Source organism: Sphingobacterium thalpophilum (genome assembly GCF_901482695.1).
GTDB lineage: Bacteria > Bacteroidota > Bacteroidia > Sphingobacteriales > Sphingobacteriaceae > Sphingobacterium > Sphingobacterium thalpophilum.
The window spans coordinates 4966746-4986613 of sequence record NZ_LR590484.1; the positions used below are offsets into that span (position 1 = coordinate 4966746).

Annotated in this window: 16 protein-coding genes and 1 pseudogene; 4 read left to right on the plus strand and 13 right to left on the minus strand. The window is 36.5% G+C overall.

Annotated elements, in window-relative coordinates; translation table 11 throughout:
* Nucleotides 1-104: 104 nt before the first annotated feature.
* The 3 genes from FGL37_RS20875 to FGL37_RS20885 all read right to left on the minus strand — a co-directional run bounded on the left by FGL37_RS20875 (nucleotide 105) and on the right by FGL37_RS20885 (nucleotide 5535).
* Nucleotides 105-3599, minus strand: a complete 3495-nt coding sequence (locus tag FGL37_RS20875; RefSeq protein ID WP_160169502.1) for a SusC/RagA family TonB-linked outer membrane protein — start codon at nucleotides 3597-3599, stop codon at nucleotides 105-107.
* Between the two features lie 172 nt (nucleotides 3600-3771).
* Nucleotides 3772-4887 (minus strand): FecR family protein, encoded by a 1116-nt coding sequence (locus tag FGL37_RS20880; RefSeq protein WP_028070430.1) that lies wholly within the window; start codon nucleotides 4885-4887, stop codon nucleotides 3772-3774.
* Between the two features lie 87 nt (nucleotides 4888-4974).
* On the minus strand, nucleotides 4975-5535 hold the full coding sequence (locus tag FGL37_RS20885; RefSeq protein WP_160169501.1) for an RNA polymerase sigma factor: 561 nt from the start codon (nucleotides 5533-5535) through the stop codon (nucleotides 4975-4977).
* Between the two features lie 474 nt (nucleotides 5536-6009).
* On the opposite strand from FGL37_RS20885, the gene FGL37_RS26185 reads away from it, so the two are divergent.
* Nucleotides 6010-6270: a DUF4372 domain-containing protein gene (locus FGL37_RS26185; RefSeq protein WP_028070428.1), complete on the plus strand. Its 261-nt coding sequence runs from the start codon at nucleotides 6010-6012 to the stop codon at nucleotides 6268-6270.
* A 41-nt stretch (nucleotides 6271-6311) separates the two neighbouring features.
* Here the strand turns inward: FGL37_RS26185 and FGL37_RS25610 are convergent, their stop codons facing one another.
* The 4 genes from FGL37_RS25610 to FGL37_RS20900 all read right to left on the minus strand — a co-directional run bounded on the left by FGL37_RS25610 (nucleotide 6312) and on the right by FGL37_RS20900 (nucleotide 9117).
* A complete protein-coding gene (locus tag FGL37_RS25610; RefSeq protein ID WP_232048752.1) occupies nucleotides 6312-6437 on the minus strand; it encodes an IS3 family transposase in 126 nt (41 codons plus the stop codon).
* Between the two features lie 44 nt (nucleotides 6438-6481).
* Nucleotides 6482-7189: an IS3 family transposase gene (locus tag FGL37_RS25615; protein WP_197734541.1), complete on the minus strand. Its 708-nt coding sequence runs from the start codon at nucleotides 7187-7189 to the stop codon at nucleotides 6482-6484.
* The gene (locus FGL37_RS25620; RefSeq protein WP_028070427.1) at nucleotides 7189-7488 is read right to left on the minus strand and encodes a transposase; all 300 of its coding nucleotides are present in this window, start codon (nucleotides 7486-7488) and stop codon (nucleotides 7189-7191) included. The genes FGL37_RS25615 and FGL37_RS25620 overlap by 1 nt, the downstream gene beginning before the upstream one ends.
* Before the next feature lie 66 nt (nucleotides 7489-7554).
* Nucleotides 7555-9117 (minus strand): reverse transcriptase domain-containing protein, encoded by a 1563-nt coding sequence (locus FGL37_RS20900; protein WP_037533564.1) that lies wholly within the window; start codon nucleotides 9115-9117, stop codon nucleotides 7555-7557.
* Nucleotides 9118-9558: 441 nt separating this feature from the next.
* Between FGL37_RS20900 and FGL37_RS20905 the strand changes: the two genes are divergently transcribed.
* Nucleotides 9559-10764, plus strand: a complete 1206-nt coding sequence (locus tag FGL37_RS20905) for a WYL domain-containing protein (RefSeq protein ID WP_028070425.1) — start codon at nucleotides 9559-9561, stop codon at nucleotides 10762-10764.
* Nucleotides 10765-10803: 39 nt separating this feature from the next.
* On the opposite strand, the pseudogene FGL37_RS20910 reads toward FGL37_RS20905, so the two are convergent.
* From FGL37_RS20910 to FGL37_RS20935, 6 genes and pseudogenes are all read right to left on the minus strand, one after another.
* Nucleotides 10804-10986 (minus strand): annotated as a pseudogene (locus tag FGL37_RS20910) (IS256 family transposase); the annotation flags it as partial.
* Nucleotides 10987-11155: 169 nt separating this feature from the next.
* Entirely contained in the window at nucleotides 11156-11413 is a 258-nt protein-coding gene (locus FGL37_RS20915) for a DUF7660 family protein (RefSeq protein ID WP_037533562.1), read from the minus strand.
* Nucleotides 11414-11843: 430 nt separating this feature from the next.
* A complete protein-coding gene (locus FGL37_RS20920) occupies nucleotides 11844-12488 on the minus strand; it encodes a Dag1 family anti-phage DNA glycosylase (RefSeq protein ID WP_051606989.1) in 645 nt (214 codons plus the stop codon).
* Between the two features lie 150 nt (nucleotides 12489-12638).
* Entirely contained in the window at nucleotides 12639-13328 is a 690-nt protein-coding gene (locus FGL37_RS20925; protein ID WP_028070422.1) for a hypothetical protein, read from the minus strand.
* A 55-nt stretch (nucleotides 13329-13383) separates the two neighbouring features.
* Nucleotides 13384-13686, minus strand: coding sequence for a hypothetical protein (locus tag FGL37_RS20930; RefSeq protein WP_028070421.1), 303 nt, complete (start codon nucleotides 13684-13686; stop codon nucleotides 13384-13386).
* A 14-nt stretch (nucleotides 13687-13700) separates the two neighbouring features.
* A complete protein-coding gene (locus tag FGL37_RS20935) occupies nucleotides 13701-14249 on the minus strand; it encodes a hypothetical protein (RefSeq protein WP_028070420.1) in 549 nt (182 codons plus the stop codon).
* A gap of 890 nt (nucleotides 14250-15139) precedes the next feature.
* On the opposite strand from FGL37_RS20935, the gene FGL37_RS20940 reads away from it, so the two are divergent.
* Both FGL37_RS20940 and FGL37_RS20945 read left to right on the plus strand, forming a co-directional pair.
* Nucleotides 15140-18499: a SusC/RagA family TonB-linked outer membrane protein gene (locus FGL37_RS20940; protein ID WP_160169500.1), complete on the plus strand. Its 3360-nt coding sequence runs from the start codon at nucleotides 15140-15142 to the stop codon at nucleotides 18497-18499.
* Between the two features lie 2 nt (nucleotides 18500-18501).
* Complete coding sequence (locus FGL37_RS20945; RefSeq protein WP_037533557.1) at nucleotides 18502-19854, plus strand: RagB/SusD family nutrient uptake outer membrane protein; 1353 nt, start codon at nucleotides 18502-18504, stop codon at nucleotides 19852-19854.
* Nucleotides 19855-19868 lie beyond the last annotated feature (14 nt).

Here is a 19868-nt window from a genome sequence, read left to right on the forward strand (position 1 = left end):
GTATTATTCCATCAGGAAGATGGGTTTGGCTGTTTTATGGAACTTATTAGCCAATTTAAAGTCATATTTTTCGATATTTATCTTTTTTGTTTTCCGAACAAAAGCTAGAATGTAGTGGAAAATGTCAAACTATAAAATGAAGTTTGTGGCAGAGTCCTTATTCCTGTCCGTCTATCAATTGATTCGGGGTCTATATCATTTCCACTAAATGTATATTTGAATGGATTCTGAACCTGAAACCTAAATTGAGTATTGAATAGACCGACCTTTTGCAGGAAGTCATTTTTCAAATTGTAGGTTAAGATGATATCTCTCAGCCGAATGTAGTCTGCTTTACGTACATATCTGTCTCCGTAGGTATACCCGTCCCGTGCGGAATACATAAAGTTCTCAGGAGTTCCATACTCAGGGAGTCCCGGTATTGCAGTTACGAGCTCGTCTCCAGGCTTTTTCCAGTAGTTTGAAGAACCTTTTATCGCATTTCCGCTCTGTAGTTCATCAGGATTGGGTTGTTGAACTCTCATAACATGGCCGCCGTAATACATAAAAAGAAAAGACAAATCGAAAGAGCCTACAGAAAACTGGTTATTGAGACCGATCACATACTTGGGATTTGTTGTACCGCTATAGACCAGATCATCAAAATCGACATCAATGACGGCATCGTCGTATGTATTTAAAACTAACACATTACCGTTTCTATCGTAAACTCCAGGGTGCCCTAAATTATTCAGTCCAGCGTATCTATAACTGAATAGTGCATTCATTGGATAACCTTTCTGTAGGTCTGTGCCTGATACGATATCCAGGGATGAAGTTTTATCTTTGGTCTGTACTTCAATAACCTTATTTTTATTGAAGGATGCAGTTGCACTTGTTCGCCATTTGAAGATGCCCTTATCAATATTTACGCTAGTGAGTAATATTTCAAGACCTTTATTCTCAATAGAAGCCGTATTAGCACTATATTGGTTAAATCCTAATGTTGGATCTGCGGACATCGTACCAAATACATCTTTTGTTCTTTTATAATAAAGGTCTACAGAACCTGATATTCTATTTTTTAATAATCCATAATCTAACCCCAGATTATAGTTAGTTGTTGTTTCCCAGCGGATGGATTGGTTTTCAGGTGATAGTACATCATAAAAGACCTCTGAAGTGTTAAACCTATTATTAAGTCCGGATGTTAGGATCAGGAAAGGTCCGTTAAAGCTACTTGGAACATTGCCGTTAAAGCCGGAGGCGGCCCGAATCTGTAATGAATTGATCCAGGAAACAGATTTAATAAATTCCTCTTCGCCCATACGCCAATTCATTCCTAAGGACCAAAGCGGTTTGTTTTTATACTTATCGTCTACTCCGAACAGATTAGACTGATCTATACGGATACTTCCAGTAGCGATATATTTATGCTTGAACATATAAGTTCCTTGTCCATAAAATGAACGGAACCTTCTGTCGCTATATTTTTCTCCAAAATAGTCATTACTGTTAAACCTTGATCCGTAGTCCCCGACTTCTTTGAAGGCTGGTTTTATCCTTGAATTAAGCACCTGAAGATTGACAGGTTTATTGATAAGAGACTGGTCATCGTAACCAAAGAATGTTGTTTTAAATGATTCAGCTTTTACTTGCCTTTGTTCAATACCAATGATTCCCGAAATACTATGTTTTTTATCTTTTGTTTCGTAATTGAGATTTGCCTGAGCACGTAGGGTGTAAGCTGTATTTTTAAGTGTTTCTTTTGTCAGAAAATTTCCCTGTGGCAGGTCTGTGAATAAAGGGGTTCCCTTTGCTGGATCTTTTTTTGCCTTAGTATTTACCAGATACCTTACTCTATAAGAATCTTCTGTTTTAAGCAGGTCGTTCACACCCTGTTCATTTTCAATAGCGCCGCCAAGATCGATATTTAGCCACTCAGTAATTTTGGCATTAAGTCGGCCTTGTGCCCTGAAAGAATTGAGTGATGTCTTTTGAGTCGTAGCGGACAATTCTCCGAATGGGTAATAAAGCTGGTCATACAAACCTAGGGATTTGGCTCTCTCGTTATAATCTTTATTTATTACATAAAATTTTTCTCTGAATTCACCAAAAGTAGCCGGAAGTGCATTACCATTTTCGTCGACAATCCTTTCAAAGGGGAGGAGGTCACTATAATCTGGTGTAGTGCCATTTTTTACTCTGTTATTTGAATAAATTCCTTTAAAATCAAATGAAATATTCTTGTTGAACTTGTAAGTGTTGGCAACATTTAAAATGGTTTTTTTATTATCTGTGCCTACTTTCTGAGCTCTTTCTCCGATATGGTTGACACCAATTAGATATGTGCTTTTTTCCGTACCTCCGCTGATATCAAAATTGATGTTATTGACAAGTCTACGTCTATAAAATAACCGTTTATACTCCGCAAGATTGTTGTAAGAAGCTATAGCGCCAATTTTCTCCTCTGCAAGCTTGTTATCTATAAGGCCATCTTTAAGATCGAATAGTATACTTGTAACTGGGTCAATTGGGTTATAATCTGAGTAAAAGTATCTTTCGTCACCGCCTGTACTGACCATATCACGCTGTAAGTCTACGAATTCCTTTGTATCGAGATAGCGCATATAATCGAAATCGGGCTTTGAATCAAAAGCAAAAGTGTTTCTAAAAGTGAATGTTGGTTTACCGGATTTTCCCCTTCTGGTTTCTATAACAATAACACCGTTTGATGCCTGTACACCGTAAATTGAAGCTGCTGCTGCATCCCTTAACACGCTCACTGATATGATATCATTTGGGTTTATGGAGTTTATGTCGATTTCAGTAGGAAAACCATCCAACACGATAAGTGGTTTTTTTACTGCGTCAAAAGTACTGACACCACGAATGGAAATTTCTCCAGAAATACTATTGTAGACTAGTCCTGGGACTTTTCCTTCCAGATTTTCTAGAAAGTTACCGGTTACGGCTACCCGCTGTTGGTAGTCCTTTTCGCTTAATGTGGAGGCGGCACCCGTAAGCTGTTCTTTCTTGATCTTCTGGTAACCCGTCGAAATTACACTCACTTCGGCCAACTGATTATCCAATTTGGCCATCTTAATCTCCATAAATTCATCACCTGGCCTGACAATACAGTCCTTATAGCCGATATATGAAATTACAAGTTCTGTTACTTTATCCGATGCGGGTATAGAGAAATGACCATTCTCGTCTGTAAAAAATACTCTTGGCTGGCCCTTTACTTTAATGCTGGCTCCAGATAGAGGCGATCTATCTTCGGTGATAACCCTTCCAACAATATTTCGCTGCTTATTTTCTAATTGTTTAATAACAACTATTCTGTTTTTGATATCGTAAGTGAGGGACTTTCCATTTAGCGAATAATCTAGGATTTTCTCAATAGAGGCATTCTGCATTTGAATATTTACAGGATCTTTATCTGACAATAAGCTTTCATTGTAAAAAAAGTCGTAGCCACTCTGTTTGCGAATTTCCTGAAATAATTGTGGTAGTGTAATGTTCTGGCGCTGAATTGAAATCTGCGCAAAGGTTTTGGAATATGCCTGGAGCCCCCCCATGGCGACAAGGCAAACAAGTGATAAATTTACTCGCATAAAGAATCTCCGTCTTTCAACGGGAATAAATTTAAAAATCATATATTTGATTAATTTGGGTTAGTGATTTGAATTGAGTTCGAGCTTCTATTTAACTACTTGATCCAAAGTTTTTTGATCTGGGATGTTAGCGCATTCCAGATTTCTTTTCTCAAGTAGTTTATCAATTTGTTTACATCATAATAGATATCCTCCTTCCTGCTAATTTAAATTTGATCTGTCCTGTTGATTCCAGCATTGTCAGTATAGCTGACAGATTGTTTGATTTGGATATCATACCGCTGAAGGTGATATCTTCCTTCTTGCTTATGAAATCCACATCTACTTGGTACCATCGGGAGACCTTTCGCATAATACTCTCAATATTTTCATTCTTGAAAATAAAGTCTCCTTCTTTCCAGGCCACATCGACCTGAGTGTCTACTTTTTTGACTGCTATTGAATTTCCACTGATCAGGATCTGCTCTCCAGGTTTTAATACAACAGATCGATGTGAGATATTGTCGCTTACTGAGACGCTGCCTTCAACAAGCGTCGTACGGGCTATACGCTCATCAGCGTATGAGCTGATATTAAAATGGGTTCCCAGTACTTTTACATTCTGTTCTTTAGTCCTAACAATGAAAGGTTTATTTCTATTTTTCGCAACTTCAAAATAGGCTTCTCCAACTAGTTCGACCGAGCGGTTATCCTTAGCAAATCTTTCAGGAAATTTTAGCATAGACTGCGCGTTCAACCAAATATTGGTGCCATCTTCAAGGATGATTTTATATTGGCCTCCCTTTGGAGTTACAATGCTGTTCATCTTTTCAGAGAAAGATTTAAGTGATCTATCTTGAACATTGAAAGTTATCTGCCCAACAGTATCGCAGTCGACTTTTATTCCACTCAGTTGTGTGATAGTACCTATTTTTGACGAGCTTAGATCAAATTGTTTTCCATCTGCGAGTATGAGGATAGCTTTATTCCCTCCGGCAGCAATTTCTTTATTATCAATCTTCTGGTTTGGTGCTTTCTGAGGCAGATCACTTGAATAGTAAAGTATGCCAGTGAATGTTGCAAATGCAAGAATAGCGGCAGCATAGCGGTAGAACACCCTAGATTTTCTTTGGTAAAAGAGACGGCTGTCCAATTTGGCTTTTACTTTATACAATTCAGACGATGCTGTGATATGCTCATTTTTATTCAGCATATGGAGGTACCAGTCTTCAACTAATTTTTTTTCCTCTATGGTACATTTACCTTTATTATATCTTTCAAGAAGCTTTTCAGCTTTATTGTTGTCCATATATTTCTTTATAGTCTAAACTCTATAATATAAAGACAGGCGGAAAGAGTGAAAGTATACGTTGATTTTAAAAAAAACAAAAAAATTTTAGAAAAGGAATGTTATTAGTGTGTTTAGCTTCTTTTTTAACTGTAAAACTGCTCTGTGAAGAACGGTTTTTACCGTATTCTCAGTTATACTCAGCTCTTTTGCTATTTTTTTGTAAGACAATCCTTCATTTCTACTCTTTAAGAAGATCTCACGCATTTTTGGGGGTAAATTTTCGATTTCAGATTCGAATTTTTTTAATAGCTCTTTAAAATATAGTTCCTCCTCTGTTGACGAACGGTAAATATCCACAAATTCATTTAAAGAATCTATATACATACTTCGTGTCTTGCTTTTTTCAATAGCATTTAAGGAAGAGTTTCTCACAGAGGTAAATAAATAAGCTTTTAATGAAGATTGCACGACGAGACTTCCAGCCTTATTCCATAAATTCTCAAAAACATTCTGGATGGAATCCAATGCTTCATCTTCATGTTGTAATATACGAAAGGCATGCACATATAAAACGGACCAATATCGTTCATAGATTTCTGTATAAGCATTATGATCGTACTGATTGAGTAGGTCAATAAGTTCTATATCACTCAGTTTGTTGTACACGGTTGTAGATATTAGGTGCGGCAATATACGAAATTTTTAAATATTGAAGGGCTTTGTTCGTAAACATTTTGTTTGAAAGGTTTTCGAAAGTATGCATGAAGCTCATTGCTAGTGTGTTTTGTTCCGTTTCAAACTGAATTTAGATTGTACTGGATCATCGATTAAATTATTCGCTTGTGTTTTGTTCTCTTGTTGATCATTTATAAAATGGAACTTGAACCATCTAATTACCGACCTTTTAAAACAAATTTATTATGTTTTTAGCTAGCATCTATTTTTGTGAATTATCCATATTGAAATCTACCCTCAATTTGGTTAGAAATATCCACGATTCAACTACAACTGACCGCTCGTAGATGTGGAACTTTGTCTTGTTACATTTAAACTCACTTGCGTCCTAAACGTTTAAAAAGTGGCGGTGTTTGGATATAGCAAAGTTGCTATATTTAAATTGCAAAATTATAACACACCGCCATGATAAATTTAAATGTTTTTAGTCAGATTTTATCTCTTATCGACCGCGAATTATTCAAAGATTTGGTTTCAAAGCACAAAAGTGACAAACATCAGAAAGGGATCAACAGCTGTATGCTTTTCTGTCATTTTTCCTCGGCAGATTCGGTTCGTGATATTAGTAACGGTCTACGCAGTACCACTGGTAATCTGAACCACTTAGGTGTAGTAAGAGCTCCAAGTAAGTCTAATATATCCTATATCAAACTTATCGTCCATTAGTTTCAGATCCTTGGACTTGCAAATAAAATCGGCAGTGCTAGTTAAGCAGCTTTTTTAATTTTTTGCTCTTTGTTATTAAATTGCTCAATTGTAAGATTTCCCAATGTGGAGTGACGACGTTCTCGATTATACCAGATTTCTATGTATTCGAATAGTTCTGCTTTCATCTGACCCTTGGTAATCAACTTATTGCCGTAAATCTGCTCGGATTTTAGCGTTTTGAGAAGCTTTCTGCTACTGCATTATCCCAGCAATTACCTTTTCTACTCATACTTCTTGTTATGATTTTATAGGAATCTAACGTGTTACTAAATTTTTCACATGCATATTGTACGCCTCGATCCGAATGAAAAATTAGACCAGGAGACAGTTTGCGGTGCTTAATTGCCATTTTCCAAGCTGCCAATGAAGTTTCTTCAGTTTTCATCCCATCACTGATACTCCAACCAATACATTTGCGGTCATATAAATCCAGAATGGTGGTTAGATATAAAAAACCTTCTTTGGTATGGATGTAAGTAATATCAGATACCCAGACTTTTGAAGGCTCTGAAGCTTTGAAATTTCGGTCTAATACATTGTCCATTATTTTATGTGCATGTTTTGAATCGGTTGTAGCTTTAAATTTCTTGCCTATTTTACTGCGTAGCCCCATATTTTTCATATACTTAGCGACTGTATTTCTAGAAACTTTAATTCCATCATCCAACAGCTCCGCTGTTATTCTAGGACTGCCATACCGTTGTTTCTTATCGAAATAAATAGCCTTTATCTTGTCCTCCAGATTGCTGCATTTCCCGCTTTTTGTCTGTTGGGACCGTTTTTGCCAAGCATAATAGCTTCTAGATCCAACGCCCATAACTTTACACATCTTTTCAATCGAATATAGCCCCTGATGTTGCTTGATAAAACTATATATTACTGATCGCTCTTGGAAAAGATGCCTATGGCCTTTTTTAGTATTTCTAGTTCCAGTTCTGAGTCTTTAAGTTTTTTCTCCAAGAAACTAATCCGCTCTTGTTCTGGCGTTTGCTTCATATTTCCATTCCCGGGGAAACTTCCTGATCCAAACTCTTCTGACTCTTTACGCCACTTATATAATTGGGCAGCAGAGATTCCTAACTCACGAGCTAGCTCAGAAAGATTCTTCCTGTTTTTACTTAATTCAACTGCTCGCTTTTTAAAAATGCGATCGTACTTTCTACGGACTTTAATCATTATTTCAAAATTAAGATATTTTATTGTTCTTAACTTGATCTGCCGACTAAGTTAGCAACTCCAGTGCTAATTTTTTAAACGATGTTTGTAAATAGCAGTATGTAGAATCGTTTTATGTCTCTTAACCTGTTTCAACAATGCGGGTTCGTTCATTTCTTCGCTAGCTCTATTAATATAAGATAAATAATTGCTGCTGTGCTGCGCAGGTGATGTTTGTGTTTGGGAATAATATTCGCCTAAAGAATTTTTGCCCCAAGATTTCCTTCTAGTTTTTAAAGATCCAGCAGAAAGTGGATAGCGAGCGTATAGTCGAAAAAGTTGATTTCTGTAAATAGCATATTGCTTTGTAGGTTTTTTTTCAAGCGACTGTTGGGCCCTTTTCGTCTTTGTCTTTACGGAACTAATAAGTCTTCTATAAAATTTAGCGAGATTTGCAGACTTTACTAGTGTCTTGTAACCATAGAATTCAAAACCGAGATAAGTAAGAGGTATGTTGCAACTTAAGCTATCATCTTCATTCACTTTTATAGATTCTACCCGTACTTCTCCTTTATTCAGATGCTTTCTAAAAATGAAGCGTTCAGTTTTCTCTTCACTAATCTTTACTTTATACTTCTTAATTTCATTTATTACAAATCGTTCAACTTGAGCAGAGTATTCATTTGTTGTCAGCACAATTATATCATCTGAATATCTTCTATAGTATCCATTAAGTTTTACTACAATATTTTCAATTATTGCCTCGTCGAATTTTAGAAGATATAGGTTGGCTAAAGTCGAACTGATTGGTAGACCTTGTGGAAAGCCACAAGGAACACCATCTTTTCTAAAAGGGAACTTGTGGATCTTTATATCATTATTTCTAATCGCTTCTCGAAATTCTTTTGGTGATTTAAAAAAAGAGTGAATTTTATTCTTTCTGTGTTGCGATAGTTTTTTTTCATTAAATCCTGGACGACGTCCTTTGTATTTTTCTCCAACTCTAAACGAGTCTTTCATAATATAGGAGAATCTCGTTACCCCTTTAAATACATTGTAATGATCTGTCGGCAGCATATCTGATCCTAATATTTCGGCCCATTGCTTCTTTAGCAGAAAATGGTCTATTTCATTGAAAAAGCTTTTTATATCGAATTTGAGGACAATACAATCTTCTTTTAGAGCCCTTTTCTGAATTTCCATAAAAGCATCATGGGCAAAATTTATTGTACTTTTGTTTTTAATCCCGCCAGGCTTAGGTATTCTCCTATAAGCTGTTATAGACTCCGATAAAGACGGATGCTTCTTTAAGTATTTTTCATATTCAATTAATATTAACTCAGAATAATATGAGAATATAGCTGCATCCATATGTGTGGCGTAATGAAGGGGACGCTTTTTTGCATTTAATTTCTTCTTTTCTCCATCTTTGAAAGAATGACATTTAATGCCCTTTTCCTTAAGAGGGTTCTGTTTATATCTTCTCTCTTTAATTATGGAGTGAATTAAGGGGAAAAAGGCGTAGGATGATACGAAATCTTTATTTTTAATAAGAGAAATCAATTTATTTCTATCCTTTGAAATATTCAATTGGTTTGTTACATGAAGATATCCTCTATTTTTTAACCAATTATTTGTTTTACTTTTCATAAAAATGCTTCGAAAATGACAGTGCTACGGGATTTATATAGCATACATTTATTATCATATTAAGACCATTACCCAGTTATTCTGAGTCGCACTATCGTTTGATTCAACAAGAATAAGTAATCTACAAATAAAATTAAATGTTATGCAAATAATTCGTATATTTATATATAACTATCTTGCGGTCACAGTATGTTCTGTTATTGGAATTCCTTCTATTATAGATGGGGCACTTCTGGCCGTAGTAGCATCGATGCTATGGAGGGCAGGAGGCATGTTCCTCACAGTCTTCACTGATTTCCTTCCTATTCAGCCATCGCTGAAAGTAAATAATTTATTTGGCGATCCATACTAGTTGCTATAACCCTCATCATTTTGCGAAGCTTTTCAAATATAGTAAAAATTGTTATCTTTAACAAAGCTTTATTATTAACAAAAATTACAATGTCAAAGTATAAAATAGGAGATATCGTATCCGTAAATAGCCACCCATATTTTAAAGATTTAACCAATATAAATATATCCGGTGAACCAATTAATGTAATACCACTTATGGTGGTAATCGAAATCTATAATGAAACTAGAACTTCTTACAACGAAGAAACAGGTGAAAAACTATCGTTAAAAGGTGACGGTAAATGTAAATGCATGTGGTTCTCTTTAAAATCAAATGCGTTCAGTGAAGCGTGGTTTAACTTTGATTCTTTAAAAATAATTTCGAGAAAAGACGCTTTTATTCAAAATAATTCGGGTCTAAATAGCATAGAATTTAGAAAAAGATTACTCGAGGAGTATGCTAATAAAGACGTAATTTTTACCACTTCTACGTTGGAACTTGAAAAAATTAAAGAAACAAAGCTCCACGACAAAAAGAATGATAAAATTTCTGAGTGTAATTCGCTTTTAAATTTTGTTGCTCCGCCATTGCAAATTATTGATGTTAAGCTAGAAGAAGACAAACCTATTGGAAAATTCGATTCTAAATCAGGAGATAGAAAAAGAATTAATACAGAAATTTTCTTTAAATGCCGTTATTATAATGCTTTGGCAGATAAGTGGACAGAAGTACTATTGCCTAACGAATGTTTTGAATTATTAGAAAACGTTGAGACAATATTAAGGGAGATTGACGAGGATAAAAAAAAGGGATTTTATTTATATGATTATACGCAAGAAAAAAATTACGATCCGTCGAAAAAAGAGGAGAGTTCGTTACTAGAAATTGGTGAGGTTACCTATGTTAATGGAAGGTATTCATTGAAAACTTATGATTTAATTCATCAAGAGTGGAAAGTGTTGGATATTCCTTTCGATGGAGTTATGGATATTAAGTCAAAAGAAGAGATTTATTATAACGAAGTTTATCCAAATTTTGATTTTAGGAAGGGTGATAGAGCATTAGATCCTGAAAAATTATTAGGTGAGCTATTGGCTTTTGTTGATAAGTTTAGTGACGAAAACAGCTATTTAATGGTAACTTATTTAAACGGTTCTGATAAGTTAGTAAGAAGGGTTTTAAAGAACGCATTTGTAGTTTTAGGCGCAACAAAAAAAGCAAGTAACTACTTGCATGGCTTCTGCTGTAAAAAACGTGAAATGAGAAGTTTTAATTTTGATAAAATAAAAAGTGTCAGAGCACTTAAATTTTAGTTAAGAATATAACGTCGGTTAAAGATACTGGTTAGGGCTATTGCCCGAAGCTTTCTCTTCGTTCAAGTGGTTTTCCAGTTCTCCATCCATCACCGATTCCAACAGATGCTTCATTAACGGCGCTAGGACGCCATCATTGGGAGACAAACTTTTACCTTGGTAAAGACCTTGCATGGCTTCTGCCTTGAAACGTTCAAAACGGCGAAGTCCTCTTGAGTTCATTTTAAAACAAACACTAACGAAAAATCGAATGGGTCTTTTTCTTTCATGACCGTGTCGTTTGAATAATTGAATATAAATAATGTTATTGAATTATTCCTCTGACACAGTTTATGTAAGGTTTACCACACAGTAGAGGTTCTAACATTTCATTGTCTGCAATTATAATTTATTATTCATATATTTTAGCACCCTTGAAAATATCAGCAAATGTTGACCACGCAGCTTTTTCAGCATCTACATTTGCATCTGTATTATCATAATACCCTTGGATATCTTTTGTATACGCCGCCAAAGCTTCCAGAAAATCAGACAAGGTTTTGTTTTCCCAAGTTTCAGGTTGTTCGAGCAAATCTTGGTGCAGAAGATCAAGAAATTTAATGAAACTCATTCTGTCTGTGACTTTCAATTCGTACAATTGATTAACCATATTTTTTAATAAATTTTAAAATCCTTTTTTACCAATTTAGAGAAGCCAGATCCTTAACTATCACCATAAAAAACAATACTATCAATATACAAAAGAAAAGGTGTCCCATGAAAAACATTGTCCGCTTTTTTCTAGGCTCTTCTTTCGCTTTATGGCTCTTCCAACTATAATACAAGCCGAGTGGGGCTAACACTAACATGATAAAAAATGGCAAGGCTAAAAGCGCTTCATAAACTATTTTAAAATTCTCATTTACGGATCTTAAGAAAGACATAGTGAAAATTGAAAAAAGAAATGTGATTCCATAGAATCTGAATATTCTTATAGATTTTTTTAAATAATTAGGTTGTTCTACTGATGGCATATATTTTTTAAATTATTCACTTTTTTCTCCTGTAATTCGCTTGCCGATCGTATTCTGTGAAACTGACTAGTCGGAAGGATTAGATTTCTCCATTTCTTTTTCCTTGCCTGTAATCCAAAGGTACATATCGATATCTTTAAGACTTACTTCGGCGAGATTGCGACGGTGTTTAAAGTCGCTTATTACGTTCATAAAATTTTCATAACTCCTTAATTTTTCATAGTTGATTCTCTCTTTGCCACTTTTACCTACATTATAGTCTTTTATCAATATGTCCTGGATCAGCGTATCATAGATGGCATAGTGTTCAGGATTATGACAACTACAGTATTTCGTCGCAAAGGAGTAAAATAATTTCTCCTTCCCATCCTTATTTTCTATATGGTGACCAGAAGCTATCTCATGAACCAATGTTAAATCGCCTCTTTCTAATCTGGAATCAATATTTTTTACCCTTTCTTTGATATGATATGCTATTTTATAGGTGTCATAAATATTTGTGCTATACAAACTGTTTATAGCAACTACTTTAAGATAAATCTCATCTAAATTATCGTGAGTAGGGAAGTTTCTTATTAATTTTTTAAGCGCTTTACCTGCATTTTTAACCGCAGGAAGATTTACCTGTGTATTGTTTTCTCGAGGGACGTCAATAGAGTTTTGAAGCAATTCCAGTTTTTTCTTTATTGCTTCTGCTGTTATATTTTCCATAGGCTATATTAGCTTGTCTAGTTTATCATTATTTTTAGATCTTTCTGTAAATACACAAAGAATAAACTGTCATTTCCCAGCGATGATGCCCTACTGAAACCTGTATATTTGGCTTTGAGAGAAATCTCTAGAAAAAGGAAATCCCACAATTTATCGTATTTCATTTTCCCAAATTATGACTCGCGTTTCATTTATGATGTTCCTAGCATTGAGCTGTTCATTATAAATTATTTTAGCATGAATTTTCTGATTTAAAGGTTTAAACGAATTTAAAAATCGGGAATCAATGTTATTTGTCTTTTGGTTCGACTGGAATAGTAGGTACTCGTTGTCGATAATGTAATCAGAAGGAAAAACACCTAAATGGCCACTACGTAGTTTATGCCCAATAATTTTATTATCTGCTACACAAATGAAGAGTCCTTTGCTTTCATTATACTTCGCTTCAAGGGATGATCTCAACATGTCATTGACCATTTTTACAGTCCGAGATGTTTTATTTATCGTACTCGTTTCATTACTGTTTTGCCTAAAAAGACCAAATTCCACAGAGAGATTTATCTGCTCGTTTTTGACTACCAAATCTATCATCGGTTTTTCTTTTCTTGTAGAATTTATATTCTGATTAGCCACAAAACAGTCTTTATGTAGAGGAACTTCGAGTTCTATTTGATACGGTTTTAAATCGTACGTGGTCATTAACGCCGCAAAAAAGTCATAACGTATACTGTCTTCTCCAATATGTAGTAAAGGTTTGTGATTCAGTCTTTGCTCAAGAAGTGTTTTATAATTTTCAAATAGTCCTTTCATGGTATTTGATTTTACTACTATATTTTCCATAGATACGGTTATTGTAGGGCTTGTAATTTTTTGGTCGTATGTGTGAAATCGTCAATTAAAAAGGCAAATCGTCATAATTATCTATCTCTTCGTCTGAGATAGCATTGACATTTTTTAATGATTTTTTGATATCAGTAAGAAAATGAAAAACGTTAATTAATTTTCTTACGTTCATATCATTCGCATCTTCAAAATCTGCAATGCTAAGAGAAAGCGTATCTCCCTCATCAAATAGATCATTCGCTTCGGAAAATTCTCCATTCATAGCGAGATTAGTTATGTTCAAATCTAATTCGTCTAAAAATTTATCAAGCTCAAACACGGTTTTAACTAAATATTCTCTGTAGTTTTCTGACATCCTATTGAATTTACTTATTTCTTTCTCCTGTTATTGCCTTCTCGATTATACTCTTTTATTTGTTCTAGCTTGATCAGATATTCTTCTTCGGAATTGATTCGTAAATCTGGAAATCTAAGATCACATAAATAGCCAAATTTCGCCCCTAAAGTTAATTCTAGTCTAGTAATTTCCTCTATTCTTATACTTTCATCTTCCTGAAAAACTAAATAATCAATCCTGCTTGATTTTAGCTTAGAATTTTCAACAACTTCCTTTTTTGGCAAAACTTCAAATTGATGCTTATCTCTCAATATTTCTCCTAGTCTTGTGAGTTTAGGAGTATAATTAACTTTTTTTATTTCGTCAAAATAGCCTTCACCAAAAATCTCATTTAGAAAAGTAGTGTGCTGTTTTTTCAGCAGAAGTTTAAGTAACAAAAATTCTTTACATGTAAAGTTTGGATGTTTTAAATTTTTCATACCGGAAAGTGTTGGTACTTCGATATTTGTCCATGCACAAATTTCCGATAATTGGTAGCCAGAGTTTATTATTATGCTTGAAAGGTTTTGTTTCCAGTTCATACCTTACACTTTTTATAATTTTAATTTGATATTTTGATAAGTGTTAACTATATTTGCTATTATTAATAGCGATAGAGTAGGGGAATATATCCCTAACTTAACGATGTTACTCATGAACGAAAACGACCAAAACTTCCACATGAGCTAATCGTGAGTTCGCCTTTTCTATTAGATTTTTATATCTTAGCGATACAGTCTAATAGGGCGAACTTCATGTCGGTCTTTTGTGGAAAATAATCTTTTGATTATTAGGCGCTTGGTCGTGCCGCGTTCGAAAGCATTGGAGTTCGCCCTATTGGTTTTACACCAATTGACTCTTTCAATGTTTGATTAACATCGTTCACATAAACCAAACATGATTATGAGAACGAAAAACAAACCAAACACCCATTACCTGCAGCCGATCCGAGATCGCCAACCGAGGTATTCCCGCAAATCACTTTTAAAGAACGTATTTCGCGCACCTGAATAGATTGCGCTTGATTAAAACAGGCTGTAAAGCATAAAAGGGGAAGGGATGACTTTCCTCACAATAAAAAGACGGCTGAAACTTGTCCAGTCCAATTCCCGCTTTAATGCCTGTCACCGACCTGTACATTTAAATGATTGCATAAAAAGGTAATATTGGCCAATGAAATCAACTTGTTTTAATATTCGCACCTTAAAATTAAGCAAAGTTTTATTGAATCCAAACTTTTAATCGTTAGTTTTTATTGTAATACAATATCATGTTATGGGTCGGTTTGTCTTTTTATTCCGGTAGGAAGCGCCATAATTATTCCTAATCAATGCCGTGTAACCGTTTTGGCGGCGCTTTTCGGATAAGCTAATTCTTTATTGTTGGATCAGCAGGAGCCATAGTTATGGCGCTTGCACAACACATTTTTAAAATGCAAAAATTTTGCAACGGGGAGCGTATTGCCTTTTTAGCAGGAGTGGTCAATGAACCAGCTCCTGCAATTTTGAATGTTTTTATTTGCCTCTTCAAGGCTTTGAAGAGCACATCGATGCTTTTGACATGTATTGCATTGTTTCATATGTTTAGTTTATCGGCTCAGACGCCCCGCAAGGACAGCGGGGCCAATGGGCCTTTAACAGCCTCCGGTATCGTAGTATCTGCCATTGACGGTAAGCCTTTACAGGGCGTGTCTGTTAGCGTGGAGGATCAAAAGGGTAGAGCAAACACCAAGAGTGACGGTTCTTTCTCCATACCGGTAACTGCTTCGACAGGTAAGGCGAAGTTTAGCCATGTCGGTTTCAAGCCTTTAACTCTGCCTTATTCCGCTGGGGTATCGTTAAGAGTAAAGTTGATACCGCTGGAGAATCAATTGGAAGAGGTCGAGGTGGTCTCTACCGGTTACCAAAAGATTCCCAAAGAGCGGGCGACGGGCAGCTTCGAGTTTATAGATAACAAATTACTAAATAGAAAGGTATCTACTGATATCTTAAGTAGACTGGAAGATATTGTGCCAAGTATCTCAACGTCGAAGTATTCTGCTTCAAATCGGGGTAAATTACCTAATATCAATGTTAGAGGAGTTAGCAGTATCAATTCGAATATCTGGCCTTTGATCGTGATAGACGGAGTACCTTATGTAAACAACTTTGATAATCTTACAGGTTATTTCAATAACATTAATCCCAACGACATTGAAAACATCTCTGTTTTGAAGGATGCTGCTGCCGCTTCTATCTGGGGTGCTCAGTCTGGTAATGGGGTGATCGTGATCACTACTAAGAAAGGAAAATTCAACCAGCCACTTCAATTAACCTTTAACAGCAATCTCACAATAGCGCAAAAGCCGGATCTCTATTATATGCCGCAGATGAATACATCGGATTATATTGATGCAGAGGTATTCCTGTTCAGCAAGGGCTATTATAATAGCAATATGAACCGCTATTCCTATAACATAACACCTGTGATTCAACTGCTAAAGAAGCAAAGGCTGGGACAATTGTCGCAGGCTGACGTGGATGCTGAATTGAATCGCTTGCGAAAAATAGATATGCGCAGCGATTTTCTAAAGTATATCTATAGACCGGCCGTCAATCAACAGTATAATATGCAGCTCAAAGGTGGTAACGAAAAAGTGAATACGTTGATCTCACTCGGCTACGATAAAAATTTAAAGAATCTAGTCACATCTTCCTACGAGCGGCTGACAGTAAAGAACAATACACAGATACGACCAATTAGCAAATTGTTGATAGATCTTGGTATCACTTATACGGAGGCCAAATCGCGCGATGCTGACGCCAATTGGGATTATAATGTAATGGGGCGGGGCATGGGTAACTTCCCCTATATGGAACTGGCAGACAAAAACGGGAACTCAATGGTCGTAGACGCGATCGGCTATAATCCGGCCTTTAGAGATACTGTTGCTGGAGGCAGACTGTTAGACTGGAAATTCAGACCTCTTGACGAGCTGAATGAAACGAGCAGGATAGGACGGGTACGGGAGATCATGTTCAATGCTGTACTCAAATATGAACTGTTGCCTAAGCTGAATATTTCGGCCAACTATTCGTATCAACGCGCCAGCCAGCCTATGGAAATCTGGCGGGGACTAGGATCGGTCGAACATCGTGCTACTCTAAATTATTATGCCTCATGGGATGCAGACAAGGTTACCTATAATCTTCCACTAGGTGATTATATGAATAAACAGCAGATGGACAACACCACTCAGCTGGCTAGGGCGCAGGTAGATTACGAAAAACTGTGGGGAGAGGATCATCGACTGAACATGTTGGCAGGAGCAGAGATCAGGCAGGTAAAAAGTGATGGTACAAGCAATGTGTACTATGGATACAACAAGGATAACGGCAACTTTACTCCTGTACAATGGGGAAAGACAGTACCCTTGCTCAACGGTATAGCCGGCTCGGGCATATTGAGGGATTTTAGTAGTATTTCTGGTTTTACAAACCGTTATACTGCAATCTTTCTAAATTCAAACTATGCGTTCAAAGATCGGTACATTGTGTCTGGCTCTATTCGGAAAGATGCATCTAATCTATTTGGTGTAAAGACCAACGATAAAGGAAAGCCATTCTGGTCGATAGGCGGTTCATGGGTGATTAACAAAGAAGAGTTTACACCAAGCGTATTTGACCTACTGAAACTACGGGTGACATACGGTTACAATGGAAATATAAATAACTCAACGTCAGCATATCCAATTATGTACAGGGAGAGTATGCCTCATTACATCTCCAATGAACCTTACGGTTATATCCAGTCTCCGCCCAACCCCAGCCTGAGATGGGAGCGAATCGGTACATATAACTTTGGACTGGACTATGGGCTGCTGAAGAATAGAATTACAGGGTCCATTGAATACTACGTAAAAGATGCTAAAGATCTGATTGCCTTGGGACAATTGGATCCCAGTACTGGATTCTCAGCAATGCTGCTCAATTCGGCAAACATACGTGGCAAAGGTGTGGATCTCTCGTTGCAATCAGTTAATATACAAAAGCGATCATTCTCCTGGTTGACTAACCTGGTTTTTAGCTATAACAGGAACATCGTCAAAAAGTCTTACAACGAGAATATATTGGGAGATAGTTATGTGAGTACAAATCCAATTGTAACTCCTTTTGAAGGAATGGATCTCTATAGCTTACTCAGCTTTAAATGGGCAGGGCTTGACCCACAGACGGGCGCTCCGCAGGGTTATGTGGATGGAGAAATTTCAAAAGACTACATCACGTTGTATGGCAACACATCGGTATGGGAGATGGATAATAATGGATCGTCAGTTCCTGTATATTTTGGGTCTATAAGGAACACGTTCCGTTATCGCAAACTAGAGTTGTCTTTTAACATAAGCTATCAGTTAGGCCATAAGTTCCAACGTACATCATTTGAAAACTATCGATTTGTCAGTATGGGGGCAGGGCATGCAGATTTCGCAAAACGCTGGCAAAAACCGGGGGATGAGCTGCATACGAATGTGCCCGCATTGAGCTATCCCGCAAATATGTTTGCGACCAACTTTTATGCATTTTCATCAGCCTTGGTTACACCTGCGGACCAGATAAAACTGCGCGACCTACAATTAAGCTATTCATTTGGTAGCATAAAAAAAATAGGAATTCAAAACCTAAATATATATGGCTATGCCCAGAATATTACGACGCTCTGGAGAGCAAATAAATATGGTATTGACCCTGAATTCGGATTTAATTGGCCTGATCCTCTGACAATCTCGCTAGGTCTCAATTTAACACTTCAATAGTTATGAACAGAATTATAATATTCTTGATGATAGGGTTTTTGGGTATTTCTTGTAAAGATTATCTTGATTACAAACCTAATATCAAAATGGCCATTCCAACTACACTGGAAGATGCCGAACTTTTGCTTAACAACTATTCTGCAATGAATACAGGTTATCCCAATCAGGGCGAAATCTCAAGTGACGACTATTTTCTAAGTTACGACAACTGGTTGGCTATCTCGGAAATAGATCATCGCAATCTGTATTGCTGGAATGAGGCGCCACTTACCAATGCCTTGTCTTGGCAGAATACATATAAAGTAGTCTATATAGCCAATCAGGTGATCGAGTTATTGAATAAACTGGATCCAACGGCCAATGCAGCAAAATGGAAGCAGCTGAACGGTGCTGCACACTTTTTTAGGGCTTTTGCTTTCCAGCAACTAGTAGCGACTTATACGGTCGCTTTCAAAAGGGAATCCGCTTCGACGGAACTTGGAATTCCTATTCGTGTCACGCCAAACATTGATGAAAGTACACCACGGTCTTCGCTTTCGGCATCATACGATCAGGTGATATCTGATTTTAGAGTGTCAGCCAATAATCTGCCCAACGTAGCTGCTGGGAAAAGTATGCCCAATAAAGCTGCTGCGTATGCTGCCTTAGCCAGGGTTTTCCTTGATATGCAGGAATATGTACAAGCTCAAAAGTATGCTGATTCGGCATTAAAGGAAAACGACTTTTTATTCGATTATAATAATATTGACTCGGATAGCAATCTGCCCTTTCAGCGGTTTGGTAAAGAAGTGTTATTTCCTGCCACCGCTTCATTTAGCGAAGCTTTTGGTGAATATTACTGTCTTACGGATACATCACTATATGCACTGTATCAGCAAAATGATTTAAGGAAAGCATTGTTCTTTAAAAGTTCTCCCAGTGACCCCGAATATACGGTTTTCAAAGGTTCTTATGATAACTCTTTTGGAAGCCCTTTTGTAGGATTGACTACTGCCGAAGTTTACCTGATCCGCGCAGAATGTGCTGCTCGCAATAGACAGCTTGATATCGCGAATACGGCTATAAATACTTTGCTGGCGAAACGCTGGGCAAAGGATACCTATACGTATATCAATGAGAAGAATCCGGACAAGTTACTTGCCGTGATTTTACAAGAAAGAAGAAAGGAACTGCTTTTTAGGGGCCTACGATGGCCGGACCTGAAGCGGTTGAACCTAGATTCCAAATATCAGACAACGCTAACAAGACGCCTAAATGGAATCATATACCATCTTGAACCAAACAGCCTGTCATACGGAATTTTACTGCCGTTGAGTGCCATTAATGTCGGTGGATTGATCCAAAATAGAAGATAATAGTTTTAAGATAG